Annotated in this window: 10 protein-coding genes and 4 pseudogenes; 9 read left to right on the top strand and 5 right to left on the bottom strand. The window is 57.0% G+C overall.

From position 1 onward, the window contains the following. Positions 1-48: 48 nt before the first annotated feature. Both PCPL58_RS04165 and PCPL58_RS04160 read left to right on the top strand, forming a co-directional pair. Positions 49-486, top strand: a pseudogene (locus tag PCPL58_RS04165) (DUF6396 domain-containing protein); the annotation flags it as partial. Between the two features lie 136 nt (positions 487-622). Further along, positions 623-1,360, top strand: a pseudogene (locus PCPL58_RS04160) (SEL1-like repeat protein); the annotation flags it as partial. A 144-nt stretch (positions 1,361-1,504) separates the two neighbouring features. Here the strand turns inward: PCPL58_RS04160 and PCPL58_RS04155 are convergent. Continuing rightward, on the bottom strand, positions 1,505-2,482 hold the full coding sequence (locus tag PCPL58_RS04155; protein WP_065348561.1) for an IS5 family transposase: 978 nt from the start codon (positions 2,480-2,482) through the stop codon (positions 1,505-1,507). A gap of 66 nt (positions 2,483-2,548) precedes the next feature. Here PCPL58_RS04155 and PCPL58_RS04150 point away from each other — a divergent pair. Together PCPL58_RS04150 and PCPL58_RS30630 are read left to right on the top strand one after the other, a co-directional pair. After that, a pseudogene (locus PCPL58_RS04150) lies at positions 2,549-2,875 on the top strand (DUF6396 domain-containing protein); the annotation flags it as partial. Positions 2,876-3,107: 232 nt separating this feature from the next. Then, complete coding sequence (locus PCPL58_RS30630) at positions 3,108-3,437, top strand: hypothetical protein (RefSeq protein ID WP_157893887.1); 330 nt, start codon at positions 3,108-3,110, stop codon at positions 3,435-3,437. A 131-nt stretch (positions 3,438-3,568) separates the two neighbouring features. On the opposite strand, the pseudogene PCPL58_RS04140 reads toward PCPL58_RS30630, so the two are convergent. Both PCPL58_RS04140 and PCPL58_RS31345 read right to left on the bottom strand, forming a co-directional pair. Beyond that, positions 3,569-4,893, bottom strand: a pseudogene (locus PCPL58_RS04140) (OprD family porin). A gap of 455 nt (positions 4,894-5,348) precedes the next feature. Next, entirely contained in the window at positions 5,349-5,570 is a 222-nt protein-coding gene (locus tag PCPL58_RS31345; RefSeq protein ID WP_054081749.1) for a hypothetical protein, read from the bottom strand. Positions 5,571-5,791: 221 nt separating this feature from the next. Here PCPL58_RS31345 and PCPL58_RS04130 point away from each other — a divergent pair, with 221 nt between their 5' ends. Then, entirely contained in the window at positions 5,792-6,121 is a 330-nt protein-coding gene (locus PCPL58_RS04130) for a DUF2790 domain-containing protein (protein ID WP_003372061.1), read from the top strand. A 279-nt stretch (positions 6,122-6,400) separates the two neighbouring features. Continuing rightward, complete coding sequence (locus PCPL58_RS04125; protein ID WP_003343805.1) at positions 6,401-7,660, top strand: cation:proton antiporter; 1,260 nt, start codon at positions 6,401-6,403, stop codon at positions 7,658-7,660. Here PCPL58_RS04125 and PCPL58_RS04120 read toward each other — a convergent pair whose 3' ends face one another. Continuing rightward, the gene (locus tag PCPL58_RS04120; RefSeq protein ID WP_032609331.1) at positions 7,661-8,560 is read right to left on the bottom strand and encodes an AraC family transcriptional regulator; all 900 of its coding nucleotides are present in this window, start codon (positions 8,558-8,560) and stop codon (positions 7,661-7,663) included. Between the two features lie 282 nt (positions 8,561-8,842). Here PCPL58_RS04120 and PCPL58_RS04115 point away from each other — a divergent pair, with 282 nt between their 5' ends. From PCPL58_RS04115 to PCPL58_RS04105, 3 genes are all read left to right on the top strand, one after another. After that, positions 8,843-10,159, top strand: coding sequence for an ABC transporter substrate-binding protein (locus PCPL58_RS04115; protein ID WP_065348869.1), 1,317 nt, complete (start codon positions 8,843-8,845; stop codon positions 10,157-10,159). Positions 10,160-10,198: 39 nt separating this feature from the next. Continuing rightward, on the top strand, positions 10,199-10,972 hold the full coding sequence (locus tag PCPL58_RS04110; protein ID WP_065348868.1) for an L-iditol 2-dehydrogenase: 774 nt from the start codon (positions 10,199-10,201) through the stop codon (positions 10,970-10,972). A 130-nt stretch (positions 10,973-11,102) separates the two neighbouring features. Beyond that, entirely contained in the window at positions 11,103-11,945 is an 843-nt protein-coding gene (locus PCPL58_RS04105; RefSeq protein ID WP_065348867.1) for a DeoR/GlpR family DNA-binding transcription regulator, read from the top strand. A gap of 78 nt (positions 11,946-12,023) precedes the next feature. Here PCPL58_RS04105 and typA read toward each other — a convergent pair whose 3' ends face one another. Beyond that, positions 12,024-13,844 (bottom strand): translational GTPase TypA, encoded by a 1,821-nt coding sequence (typA, locus tag PCPL58_RS04100; RefSeq protein ID WP_002555714.1) that lies wholly within the window; start codon positions 13,842-13,844, stop codon positions 12,024-12,026. Positions 13,845-13,965: the final 121 nt, after the last annotated feature.

Below are 13,965 nucleotides of genomic sequence, written 5' to 3'. Positions count from 1 at the left end.
GACACCATCGCCTCAAGCGACGGTGTCAGGAAGGTGTGTTGCCCGGACGGTTACAATCTATCAACTGCAAAGCAGTATCAAGCAGCTCTTGAAGCTTTTCAACTTGGAGCGGCAGCAGGTAATGAAACCGCTGCATCTTTTTTGGATAGCGGGTTTCGCGGCCCAAAACCGGATGATCGTTTGTACTACTTAGGCCAGAAAGAAGATCTTGAACGAGCGGAACGTTATAAACAAATAAGCAGATTACTCAGTAGATTATCTTACGCCAACCCAAAAGTCCCTGAAATAAATGAAATCGTCCCACTACCGCCAGCCAAGCTTCCTGCTTGGGATGGCAAGCTGAAATGGATTGAAGAACGTGAGGCCAATATCCCGCCACCCAAGCCTTCCGAAGCACTGATAGAGCAACTGGCCAAGGCCATGGTGCTTGACCCTAAAACAGGCAAGCCGTTGCCAGGCTCTCCGGTCTACAGTAAGGAAGACTGATCACAGATCCATGTGCCAAGCAGAGATTTACATGTGTCGACAGTGATCGGCACATGCAAATCTCTGCCCAAACTCAAACCCGACGCGCGCTCGTTGAACCTTATTATCGCGACGCTACTATGACGGACCATGACTGATGCGCTTGACTTTGTTGCTTTCGATCCTGCTGTTGGCCGCCTGCAGCTCCGGCAATGCCCTTACCTCACGGACGAAGGACGCGCCGCTGAATCAGTTGAGCGAAGTCAACGCCAAGCTGGCATTTACCTGCGTACACGAGAAAATCCCGGCCCCGTCGGCAGAAACGGACATGCTGTTCAAGTATGCCCGCTGGTTACAGAAAAATAACCAGATCCAGCAGGATGAAACAGTCGACGTCGAAATTGGCAGACTGTATCGCATCGCGGCAGAAAACAACCACTACAAGGCCAATGTCAACCTGCAGAACGGCGCTATGCGTGGCCAGTTCAAGCTCACTGGCGAGGAAAGATTACGACTTAGCCAGCAACTGATAGATGCACATGTGGCTTCGGGTTATTACATGGTCGCCGTCTACCTTGAGAAGGGTGCAGCTGGGCTGCAACAAGACGAAAATATGTCACTGCGCTACTTTCGCAAGGGGGCGGACGAGGGGAGTGCGCAAGCACAAGCTTATGTGGCCGAAAAGCTAGAGTCTGCTAATGCCGCAGTGGAGGTTACTCGTAATATGCGGCGTTGCGCAGCTGAGCAAGGTAATGGAAAGGCTGCTGGAGCATTAGGCGTAGATCTATCGGAGGATGAGCAGTATCAAGCCGCCCTCGAAGCGTTTCAACTGGGAGTAGCAGGAGGAGATGAAAGCTCAGCATCATTTCTAAACAATGGGTTTCGCGGCCCTAAGGAAGGTCTGAAGTAGGCAGACTTTTTAACCCTCCCGTTGCTTCAAAGTTTCAAAAAACGTCGTTTCAATCGAAAATCAGACCTTTGCCTCGCCCAACTCCTCTTTTTTCTTCGGACAAGCGCTTTTTAGCGTCAATTGTCCACATTACAGGCGCACCTCTCCTGTATTCAGCAGTCGTTTTCGCATCATCCACAGATTGGACAGAGCAAATAGCGTGGTCTGCTGCGCAGTGTTTTTCAGCAGGCCTCGGAAGCGTACTTTCGTATAACCAAACTGGCGTTTGATCACTCGAAACGGATGCTCAACCTTGGCGCGCAGTTGAGCTTTCGCGTATTCGATTTTGCGACGCATGCGCCCGATCAGACTTTCCTTTGCATGCTTTTTATAACTGCTGGGCCGCGCTGCAATCGACCATATCATTTGGCGATTTTGATGCTCGGGACGCTTTTCGACACCGGTGTAGCCCGCGTCGCCAGAGACGTAAGTTTCTTCTCCGTGCAGTAACTGGTCGACCTGAGTTACGTCAGCTACATTCGCCGCCGTGCCCACCACGCTATGCACCAAACCGGATTCGGCATCGACACCGATGTGCGCTTTCATCCCGAAGAAATATTGATTTCCTTTCTTCGTCTGGTGCATTTCAGGGTCACGTTTTCCGTCCTCGTTCTTGGTCGAACTCGCCGCATGGATGATCGTTGCATCGACCACGGTGCCCTGGCGCAGCAACAAACCACGGTCGCCCAAATAGCCATTGATGACCTGCAAAATCCCACCGGCCAGCTCATGTTTCTCCAGCAGTCGGCGGAAATTGAGGATCGTGGTTTCGTCCGGAATCCGATCCAGGTGCAGTCCTGCAAACTGTCGCAGAATTGTGGTTTCGTAGAGCGATTCTTCCATGGCCGGATCGCTGTAGCCGAACCAGTTTTGCATCAGATGAACCCGCAACATCGCCATCAACGGATAGGCAGGGCGACCACCTTCGCCCTTTGGATAGTGTGGCTCGATCAGTTTGACCAAGCCATTCCAGGGCACGACCTGATCCATCTCGATCAGGAAGCGTTCACGGCGGGTTTGTTTGCGTTTGCCAGCGTATTCGGCGTCAGCGAAGGACATCTGCTTCATCGGGACTCAACCGTTCAGTGCTTGGGACTGGCGTATTTCACCAGATTTGGAAGTCTTTTTCAGAGTTTCCCTAAGCAGAATAATCGTATGTATTATTTGGGCCAGCATGAAGATATAGAGCGAGCAGAACGTTACGAACAGATTTGGAGCATGCTTTCAGATTGGTCTTACGCCAATCCAAAAGTACCCGAAATCAACGAAATTGTCCCTCTGCCCCCAGCCAAACTCCCCGCATGGGATGGCAAGCTGAAATGGGTTGAAGAGCGTGAAGCCAACATCCCGCCGCCCAAGCCTTCCGAAGCGCTGATCGAGCAGTTGGCCAAGGCCATGATTCTTGATCCTAAAACAGGCAGGCCGTTACCGGAGTCGCCGGCTTACAGCAAGGGAGACTGATCAAAAGTCTGATGACGCCGGTCCGGAAGAGATTCTGCATATGCCTATAGCGGGCGGCATATGCAAACTTGTACTCTCGTCCAAAGCTGTCCAGGACGCCATCTATGCGTTTTATGTCTTAGCATGGATCGTAAAGGAAGAATAACGTTCAAATCCATATCAAACCGTCGCAGCCATCAAGGATATCTTGGGGTGAGCGACTATCAAACACTTTCTGCCCAAGGTAAATTCCATGATCACTTTGGTGCTTTTCCTATGTGTCTTGTCTGCAGTTTTTTATATAGGTCGTGTCATTTTTCGGATCATCAGCACCGATGAAACAGGCGGGATTTCAAATGTGCTTACCCCAGCCACGTTATTTAAAATGGCGTGCGCTTTTGTGGTCCTGTGTGTGGCTTCAGGCGCAGTATTTATAGGCGGCACAGCTAGCGCAATCAGCGGTTCAGGAGGAAGTGCCGAAGGTCAACAGCTTATGGATGCCATGTGGAGTTTCAGTAAGTTTTGCCTTTACGCAGCATCGGCTTTTGCATTAGCTGCATTGATGAGACTCCTTTCGAAATAGCGATGGCCAGTCAGCTTTTTGCGCTGGAAAAATCATGGGGCAGCCTATTGAGCTTTGGTGTTGATGGTTCACACAACGTGGTTAGCACTAAGAAGCGCCCCAAGGGACGCTTCCTGCCTGTTCGGAAATACTCAAAGCACACTCAACGGATACTCCACAATCACCCTCACCTCATCTAGGTCCGATTCAAACGCCGTGGCCCGAGTCGTTGCCTGACGCACGCGCAGCGACAGGTCCTTGAGTGATCCGGTCTGCACGATGTATTTCGCTTCGATATCGCGCTCCCAGCGTTTTTGATCGGTCAGCGGGTTGCCTTGTGCGTCGCGGCGCATGTAGGTGCTGTTGGCGTTGGAGTAGTCGGCGTCGGTGCCTTTGCCGTAGCGGGTCATGAACGACAGACCGGGTACGCCGAAGGTGGACATGTCGAGGTTGTAGGTGACCATCCAAGAGCGCTCCTTGGGTGAGTTGAAGTCGCTGTACTGGATGGAGTTGGCCAGGTAGATGGAGTCGGACTGCCTGAGGTAGTCGAAATCGTCATCACCTTCGTTGCGCTGGTGCGAAAGCGACAGGGTGTGTGCGCCGTATTGCAGGGCGAGTTTTGCGCTCCAGATGTCGTTGTCGAATTCGCCGAGCAGCTTTTTGCCTTCGTCGGTGGCGTTGTAATAGTTCAGGCTGCTGGTCAGCGACAGGTCGTCAGAGAGCGGCAGCACGTAGGACGCTGAAGCGTATTTCTGATCCCAGGCGTCTTTAGTCGGCTGGTGTAGAGGCCAAGGCTCAGCCTGTCGGTGGCCTGATAGTCACCGCCGAAGTAGGCAACCCATGGAGAGTCCACGGCACCGCCGTAGAAGGTGACGAAACCGTCGCGCAGGTTGCTGGAAACGGGCTGGCTCATGGCATGCAGGCGACCGCCTTGCAGGGTCAGGCCGCTGATGCTGTTGTTGACGGCGGTAACGCCGCGAAAGCTCTCGGGCAGCAGGCGGGAGTCGCCGAAGGCAACCACGGGGGTGGAGGGAAACACATCGCCCACGTTGACGACGGTGTCGAAGGCTCTGGCCTTCAGCGAGCCACCTACCTTGGTGTATTCGTTACGGGCGCGGCCTTCCCCATCGACCGGCAGCACGTCGAATGCGCTGCGGCCGCCGTTGCGTCCGTCACCGGTGTCGAGCTTGATGCCGATCATGGCAAATGCATCGACCCCGACGCCGAAGGTGCCTTGAGTGAAACCTGACTGGAATCGACCGATGATGCCTTGCGCCCACGCTTCGGAGTAACCATTGCCGGTAGGGCTGGATTCGCCGTTGCGGTGGTCGCGGTTCATGTAGAAGTTGCGGTTGAGTACGGTCAGCGTGCTGCCTTCGATGAAGCCTTCTTTATGTTCTTCGGCGAATACCGCAGCCGGTGCGACACCGGCAAGGGTCGAGCACAGGGCCAGTGATAGTGTTTTAAGTTGAGTCATGTGCGCTCCGTCTAATCGGCAGATTGTTATAAACATGTCGATCTGGCTGTTTTTATTAACCCGAACGCTGCCAGTGGGGCACAATCTTGAAGTGGCGAAGATAACGCCGAGGTGACGGGAAGATTACAAATATGAAAGGACGTGCATTACAGCACGCCGTTGCTCAATAAAATAAAATACGCTTTGACCGGTGTAATCAGACATTCAAGATCGGACGCAGAGCGTCCAGAACGGCATTCCCTGGTTCAAGTGCACTCCTTCTGGCGGCTGTACCGGCCTTTTCGCGAGCAAGCTCGCTCCCACGGGCGCTGGAGCACGGGCGTGATAACGATTTGGTGTAGATACGGGAATAAAAAAAGCGCCCCGAAGGACGCTTAAAGATTCGCCCCGACCAAAGGAGCAGGGAGCTGCTACAAAGGGCGAATGGGGGTGCAGCGGGTCGGGCATCAAAGGCATCAGCCTTCGGACTTGGTCGACCGCTCGGCCTTGGCGTTGTCGTCTGTATTGACGTAGCGCTCGGCTTTATTGCTGCTGTTCTGTTCCTTGAAGCGCAGTTCCTGTGCAAGACGCATCTTGTCAGCCGCTGTGCTTGCGTACTCGTTACCGTCGTCGGCAAAGGCTGCGCTGGCGGACAAGGCAGCTACTGCGAAGACCATCGATTTGACCAGTTTCATCATCGTTACCTTTATCGGTTGAATGTCGGACCTGCGCAGCGCTCAGCGCTCGTCAGGGATGAAACAAGCTTACGGAGGGGGAGCTAACAGGAAGGTGAGCGAACAATGACAATACTGTTAGGAAGCTGACATCTTCGAGATGACCGATTTGTAATGTTTCAGCAACCTTCCGGTTAGTGCGCATTGGTTAGGGTTAAGCCACATTCAAACGGAGACAAAAGAAAATGCGCACAGCCAAATCGTTGTTACTTGCTCTGGTCATCCTTTCGCCCATCAGTGCTTTCGCCTACACCTCTGATGAAGTCAAAGCCACTACGGTGATCAAGGAGCACCAGGCCAGCGTGCAGAAGTATGCCGCCATCCATAACAAGCCAATGCCGGAGATCAAGGAATACACGTACGGAATGAAGCTGGACATTGCCAAGCTGGTCCGCAAATCCCCGGATCTGCAAACCTGTAGCGTGATGCCAAAGCTGATGACTTACGAAGACTCCAAAGGCAAGCTGAACACGGTTCAGTACCAGGTCCTCGGCGGATGCAGAAACAGCCAATGATTCTGATCCTGCCAGGAAGGCCACTCAGCGCTACATCCCCCGTCAGCCCGGACCGTCATTCGGGCTGACTTTTTTGTGTCTGCAATGCCCTGCCTCTCCCGTCTCAAATCCAGCTTCGCTGGGTGATTCCAGCATTTTTTGCAACATCACCGCCTTTGCGTGGTCAACGCAAACCCCACTGTGGCGTGTCGAGATGTGTCTGGACGTAGATCCAGTCCATCAAACACAGGCTCGGTTACGGTGATCGAGACACTGCACTTACGGACTCTGGAATGACGGATGCTTGAACTCGCTGCTGGTTTTATCTGCCTCACTGCGCTGCTGACCTACGTGAACTACCGTTTCATCGGTCTGCCCCCCACCATTGGCGTGATGGTCACTGCGCTGATGTTCTCGTTGCTGTTGCAGGGTCTGAGCTTTCTGGGCTATCCCGGCCTGGAAGATCGCGTTCAACAATTGATCGGTCAGATCGACTTCGGCGACCTGCTGATGAACTGGATGTTGTCCTTCCTGCTGTTCGCCGGGGCGCTGCACGTCAACCTTGGCGATTTGAGGAGCTACCGTTGGCCCATCGGCCTGTTGGCGACTTTCGGGGTGCTGATCGCCACTACCGTGATCGGCGCACTGGCCTACTGGATCTTCGCCCTGTTCGGCTGGCACGTCAGCCCGTTGTACTGCCTGCTGTTTGGTGCACTGATCTCGCCTACCGATCCGATTGCGGTGCTCGGTGTGTTGCGTACCGCCAACGCCTCCAAACCGCTGAAAACCACCATCGTTGGTGAAAGCCTGTTCAACGATGGCACGGCGGTGGTGGTGTTCACCGTGCTGCTGGGTATTGCGCAGCTGGGCGAAACGCCGACGGTGGGCGAAACCGCCCTGCTGTTCGTCCACGAAGCGGTCGGCGGTGTGCTGTTCGGCGGCCTGATCGGTTACGCCGTGTACCTGATGATCAAGAGCATCGAGCAGTATCAGATCGAGGTCATGCTCACGCTGGCGCTGGTGATCGGCGGCTCGGCGATGGCGTCTGAACTGCATGTGTCCGGTCCTATCGCGATGGTCGTGGCCGGCCTGATCATCGGCAACCTGGGACGTAATCTGGCGATGAACGACATGACCCGTCGTTACATGGACGGTTTCTGGGAGCTGCTGGATGACATGCTCAACGCACTGCTGTTCGCGCTGATCGGCATGGAGTTGTTGCTGTTGCCGTTCTCGTGGCAGCACCTGATTGCGGCCAGCCTGCTGGCGGCGGCGATTCTGCTGTCGCGCTTTGTCACCGTGGCCCCGGCCATCCTGCTCCTGCGTCGCTGGCGCAAGGTGCCGCATGGCACGATCCGCATCCTCACCTGGGGCGGCCTGCGCGGCGGTGTCTCGGTCGCCTTGGCGCTGGCGCTGCCGACCGGGCCGGAACGAGATCTGCTGCTGAGCATCACCTACATCGTGGTGTTGCTGTCGATCCTTCTGCAGGGCCTGACCATCGGCAAGCTGGTGAATGCCGTTACCCGTGCCCCGCAGGCGAAAGAACCGGCAGAGCATTGATCAGGCCGATGCAGCGGCGCGCCGGTATTCACTGGGCGTCTGCTGCATCTCCACGCGGAAGTGCCGGTTGAAGTTGGACAGGTTGGCATAGCCGACTTCAAAGCAGATGTCCGACACCGACATCTCGCTGTGCAGCAGCAAACGGCAAGCCCGCTGGACCCGCAGTTTGCGCATCAGGTCGATAAAACAATGGCCCGTGGTGCGCTTGAAGAAGCGTGAAAAACCCGGATCGCTCATGTCCAGCCGCTGCGCGATGACGGACAGGCGAATATCGCTGGTCAATTCGGTCAGCAGATAGTCGAACGCCTTGTTGATCCGTTCGGAGCTGCGCGCATCCAGGGTCGGTGCATACCAGGTGCTGGCCAGCAGACGAACCTCCTGCGCAGGCGCTTTCATCAGCGTGTTGACCAGTTGCAGGAACAGAATCAGCCGCTCCAGCCCCTGAGCCGGGCCGATCTGTTCAAGCAGGCGCGCGGCCTGCACCGCTGTTGCACCGGTGAACTCGAGGCCACGTCGCGCCTGCTCGAACAGACGCTGCAAATCGCCTATCTCCGGCAGCGTGCCGCGCAAGGCCAGTAACGCGGCACCATCAAACTGCAGAACCACGTCCCGCCCGGGCAGATGCTCACCGGGGGCCAGATCGCCGATCCAGTCATGCGGCAGATCCGGGCCGATCAGGGCCACATGCCCTGCCGCGAACTCACCGATGTAATCCCCGGCCACCAGCTTGCCGCTGCCCTGGCGGATCAGATGAATTTCGAACTCCGGATGATGGTTCCAGCGCGCCAGTGCGTAGGGATAGTCATGCTCGTACCAGCGAAAGCAGTGGTCGGGCTGCGGGAGAATAACCTCAAGCTCGGCAGGGCGCTGCTCGAGCAAGGCGGCTCGGCTGTCAGGCACGGGATGCCCCTTTTTATCGTTATGGATGCGCTGTTGACGCTTGAACATACCCCCTCGCGTCCAACCAGCGCTAGCTCGCGTTCAAACCGGCACTGATACTTTTTTGCTTTCGGACAGCCGGAGCGCGGCCGGTTAAAAAAGTATCAGTCGATCATCCGCGCTGCGTTTGTTCAGCCCCCTGAGGGCTGCTGTAATCAAGCGGTCCACCAGGGTGACTCAACCGTGGCCAACAACAAAAACAATGACTCCCGCCAGACAAGGCGCGGGGTGGAGAGCACTACGATGAACATTCGGAAAACGCTTTTCCTGTCAGCAGGCGTGTCCGCCGCCCTTTTCAACCTGACCGTCCAGGCTACCGAAACCGTGACCATCGCCACGGTGAACAACGGCGACATGATCCGCATGCAGCGCCTGTCGAAAACCTTTGAGCAGCAGCATCCCGACATCAAGCTCAACTGGGTAGTGCTCGAAGAAAATGTTTTGCGCCAACGCCTGACCACCGACATCGCCACGCAGGGCGGCCAGTTCGACGTGTTGACCATCGGCACCTACGAGACCCCGTTATGGGGCGCCAAACAGTGGCTGGAGCCGATTACCGATCTTGCGCCGGACTACGATCTGGAGGATATCTTTCCCTCGGTGCGCCAAGGCTTGTCAGTCAAGGACACGCTCTATGCCCTGCCCTTTTATGGCGAAAGCACCCTTACTTATTACCGCACCGATTTGTTCAAGCAGGCAGGCTTGAGCATGCCCGAACACCCGACCTGGACGCAGCTGGGCGACTTCGCCGCGAAGCTGCATCAGCCCGACAAGGGCGTTTACGGCATGTGCCTGCGCGGCAAGGCCGGTTGGGGCGAGAACATCGCTTTGCTCAGTACCATGGCCAATGCATTCGGCGCGCGCTGGTTCGATGAGCAATGGAAACCGCAATTGACCAGCCCGGAATGGAGCAAGGCTGCGAATTTCTACGTCAACACCCTGAAAAACGATGGCCCGCCGGGCGTGTCGAGCAACGGCTTCAACGAAACCCTCGCGCTGTTCAACAGCGGCAAATGCGCCTTGTGGGTCGACGCCAGCGTGGCCGGCTCCTTCACGACGGACAAGGAACAGAGCAAGGTGGTCGACAGCGTCGGCTTTGCACCTGCGCCGGTTGAAGTGACTGACAAGGGTTCATCATGGCTTTACGCCTGGTCGCTGGCGATACCGACCACCTCCAAGCACAAGGATGCGGCCAAGGCGTTCATCACCTGGGCGACGTCCAAGGCGTATATCCAGCTGGTCGCCGAGACGGACGGCATCAGCAACGTGCCGCCTGGCACCCGCGCCTCCACCTACAGCGAGGCTTACCTGAAAGCTGCACCGTTCGCCAAGGTCACGCTGCAAATGATGCAACACGCCGACCCGGCGCACCCCTCGGCCAAGCCTGTGCCCTACGTTGGTATCCAGTACGTGACCATTCCCGAGTTTCAGGCCATCGGCACCTCGGTCGGCAAGCTGTTCTCTGCCGCCGTGACCGGGCAAACCACCACTGAACAGGCGCTCACAGCCGCGCAGGCGGTGACCGAGCGCGAGATGAAACGTGCCGGCTACCCGAAGTAGAGCGCCAGCCCTCAACTGTATTGAACGGACGATGAACCCATGAAACGACTTGAAGGTAAAAGCGCGCTGATCACCGGATCGGCGCGAGGCATCGGGCGGGCGTTTGCGCAGGCGTACATTCACGAAGGTGCGCGCGTGGCGATTGCCGATATCGACCTGCAGCGCGCACAGGCCACGGCGAACGAGCTGGGACCGAACGCCTACGCGGTCAGCATGGACGTCACGGATCAGTCGTCCATTGATCAGGCCATCGCCGCAGTGGCCGCCCAGACCGGCAAGCTGGATATCCTGATCAACAACGCCGCGCTGTTTGATCTGGCACCAATTGTCGATATCACCCGCGACAGTTACGAACGGCTGTTTTCGATCAACGTCGCGGGCACCCTGTTCACTTTGCAGGCAGCAGCCAGGCAAATGATTGCCCAGGGGCACGGCGGCAAGATCATCAACATGGCCAGCCAGGCCGGTCGGCGGGGCGAGGCGCTGGTGGCGGTGTATTGCGCGACCAAGGCTGCGGTGATCAGCCTGACCCAATCGGCCGGGCTGGACCTCATCAGGCACGGCATCAATGTCAATGCCATCGCGCCGGGTGTGGTCGATGGCGAACACTGGGATGGCGTGGATGCGCTGTTCGCCCGCCACGAAAACCGCCCGCTGGGCGAGAAGAAAAGGCTGGTGGGCGAGCAAGTGCCTTTCGGGCGCATGGGCACAGCGGACGATTTGACCGGCATGGCCATTTTCCTGGCTTCAGCGGACAGCGAATACGTCGTAGCCCAGACCTATAACGTCGACGGTGGCAACTGGATGAGTTGAAGTGCGACGGGAGTAAAGATGAGCCGAACCGCGCAAAAAAGCCTGCAACTGCTTCCATTGCCGAAGCGATTGGCTAAGATGCGCGGACCGCCTGCTGCCTGAGGCGGCTCATTGATGTACAGGAGTACGAATGTCCACTGAAGAGGAGATCGCCATTTCCGGCGGTACACCTATGATCCCTGACCAGCGCCGGGAGCTGATGCTGCGTCAGTTGCGCAAGCATCAGGTGCTCAGCGTGCATCAGTTGATGGAGATGTTCGATTGCTCGCACATGACCATCCGCCGCGACATCGCCCAGCTGGAGCAGGAAGGTCGCGCCTACTCGGTCACCGGGGGCGTGCGTATCGCCAGCCAGGTCCACAGCGAGCCCAGCCACCAGTCCAAGGCCGTGGTGGAGTTGCCGCACAAGCAGGGTATGGCGCGGCTCGCAGCGGGCTTGTTGTACCCGGACATGACGATCTATCTGGACGCAGGCACCAGCACACTCGAAATCGTCCCGCATATCATCGCGCTGTCGGGCATGACTGTGGTCACCAATGATTTCGGCGTGGTCAACGCGCTGGCCGATGCTGCGCATGTGGATGTGATTCACACCGGCGGGCTGCTCGATCATCCGAACCGCTCCAGCGTCGGCGGCCTGGCAGCGGCGACCCTGCGCCAGCTGGCGACCGATGTGGCCTTCATGTCCACCAGCTCGTGGGACCTGCAACGCGGCACCACCACACCGTCGGCGCTGAAGGTCGAGGTCAAGCAGGCCGCCATGCAGTCCGCCTCGCAAACCGTGCTGATCGCCACCAGCTCCAAATACGGCACCTTCGGTATGTACAAGGTCGCCGGGCTCGAACAGTTCGACACCATCATCACCGACGCAGCCCTGGCCGAAGCGGCTGCCGACGGGATTCGCAAGCAGCGTATTGAACTGTTGCTGGCACCCGTGGCGGGCAAACGTCAGGCCCTCGATATCAAGTCCTGAACCTCATTGCGATGATCAGCAGGTCAAAAAAAACCCCGGTCTCTCGACCGGGGTTTTTTATTCAGCGCGGGCTAAGTATCAAGCCTTGGCTTTCTTGGCAGCGCGGGTACGCTCGCTTTCGTCCAGGATCTTCTTGCGAAGACGGATGGACTTCGGCGTTACTTCGCACAGCTCGTCGTCCTGGATGAATTCCAGAGCCTGTTCAAGGGTGAACTTGACAGGTGGAACCAGGGCGATGGTTTCGTCTTTGCCCGAAGCACGCATGTTGTCGAGCTTCTTGCCTTTGGTAGGGTTCACACCCAGGTCGTTGTCGCGGCTGTTCAGACCAACGATCTGACCACCGTAGATTTCCTGACCGTGCTCGACGAACAGCTTGCCGCGCGCCTGCAGGGTTTCCAGGGAGTAGGTCAGTGCCTTGCCGGTTTCAACCGAAACCAGAACGCCGTTCTGACGGCCGGACATGTCGCCGGACTTCATCACGTCGTAACGGTCGAAGATCGAGGTCAGGATGCCTGCACCGGAAGTGAGGGTCAGGAACTCGTTACGGAAACCGATCAGGCCACGGGCCGGGATGTTGTACTCGAGGCGAACACGGCCCTTGCCATCCGGAACCATGTTGGTCAGGTCGCCTTTACGCAGACCCATTTGCTCCATGATCGCGCCCTGGGATTCTTCCGGCAGGTCGATGGTCACGTTTTCGTACGGTTCGTGCTTCACGTCGCCTACACGACGGATGATCACTTCCGGACGACCAACACCCATTTCGAAGCCTTCGCGACGCATGGTTTCGATCAGTACCGAGAGGTGCAGCTCACCACGGCCGGAGACCTTGAACTTGTCGGCGGTGTCGCCTTCTTCAACGCGCAGGGCAACGTTGTACAGCAGTTCCTTGTCCAGACGTTCCTTGATGTTACGGCTGGTGACGAACTTGCCTTCCTTACCGCAGAACGGCGAATCGTTAACCTGGAAGGTCATCGAAACGGTAGGTTCGTCAACGGTCAGCGGCTTCATCGCTTCGACATTCAGTGGGTCGCACAGGGTGTCGGAAATGAACAGCTGGTCGAAGCCGCTGATGCAGACGATGTCGCCGGCAGCTGCTTCTTCAACGTCCACACGGTGCAGACCGTGGTGACCCATCAGCTTCAGGATACGGCCGTTACGCTTCTTGCCTTCGGCATCGATGGCAACAACCGGAGTGTTTGGCTTGACGCGACCGCGAGCGATACGGCCAACACCGATGACGCCCAGGAAGCTGTTGTAGTCCAGAGCCGAGATCTGCATCTGGAAAGGACCGTCACGGTCAACTTTTGGCGCAGGAACGTGATCGACGATCGACTGGTACAGCGGAGTCATGTCTTCAGCCATATCGGTGTGTTCCAGACCGGCAATGCCGTTCAGGGCCGAGGCGTAGACGACTTTGAAGTCCAGCTGTTCTTCGGTGGCACCCAGGTTGTCGAACAGGTCGAAGATCTGGTCCAGAACCCAGTCCGGACGCGCGCCTGGACGGTCAACCTTGTTGATGACCACGATTGGACGCAGGCCGGCTTCGAATGCCTTCTTGGTCACGAAACGGGTTTGCGGCATAGGGCCGTCCTGGGCGTCGACCAGCAGCAGTACGGAGTCGACCATCGACATCACGCGCTCTACTTCACCACCGAAGTCGGCGTGGCCCGGGGTGTCCACGATGTTGATGTGGTAGCCATTCCAGTTGATCGCGGTGTTCTTCGCGAGAATGGTAATACCGCGCTCTTTTTCCTGGTCGTTGGAGTCCATCACGCGCTCGTCGTTGAGCTCGTTGCGCTCAAGGGTGCCGGACTGGCGCAGGAGTTTGTCTACCAGGGTGGTCTTACCATGGTCAACGTGGGCGATGATGGCGATGTTGCGTAGATTTTCGATCACTTGTGTATCTCGATCAGAGGATTCGGTCTGCTGACTGTTTAAAGGCAGCGATTAACTATTTCGAGTCGGCAAAAGCCGTTACGGCATGACGACTGGTGTCGGGGGGCCGGTGACGCAAGCC

This window comes from Pseudomonas cerasi (assembly GCF_900074915.1).
GTDB classification, from domain to species: Bacteria; Pseudomonadota; Gammaproteobacteria; order Pseudomonadales; family Pseudomonadaceae; genus Aquipseudomonas; species Aquipseudomonas cerasi.
Note: the sequence above shows the minus strand (reverse complement) of the source record. Positions and strands in the feature narration are given on the sequence as shown.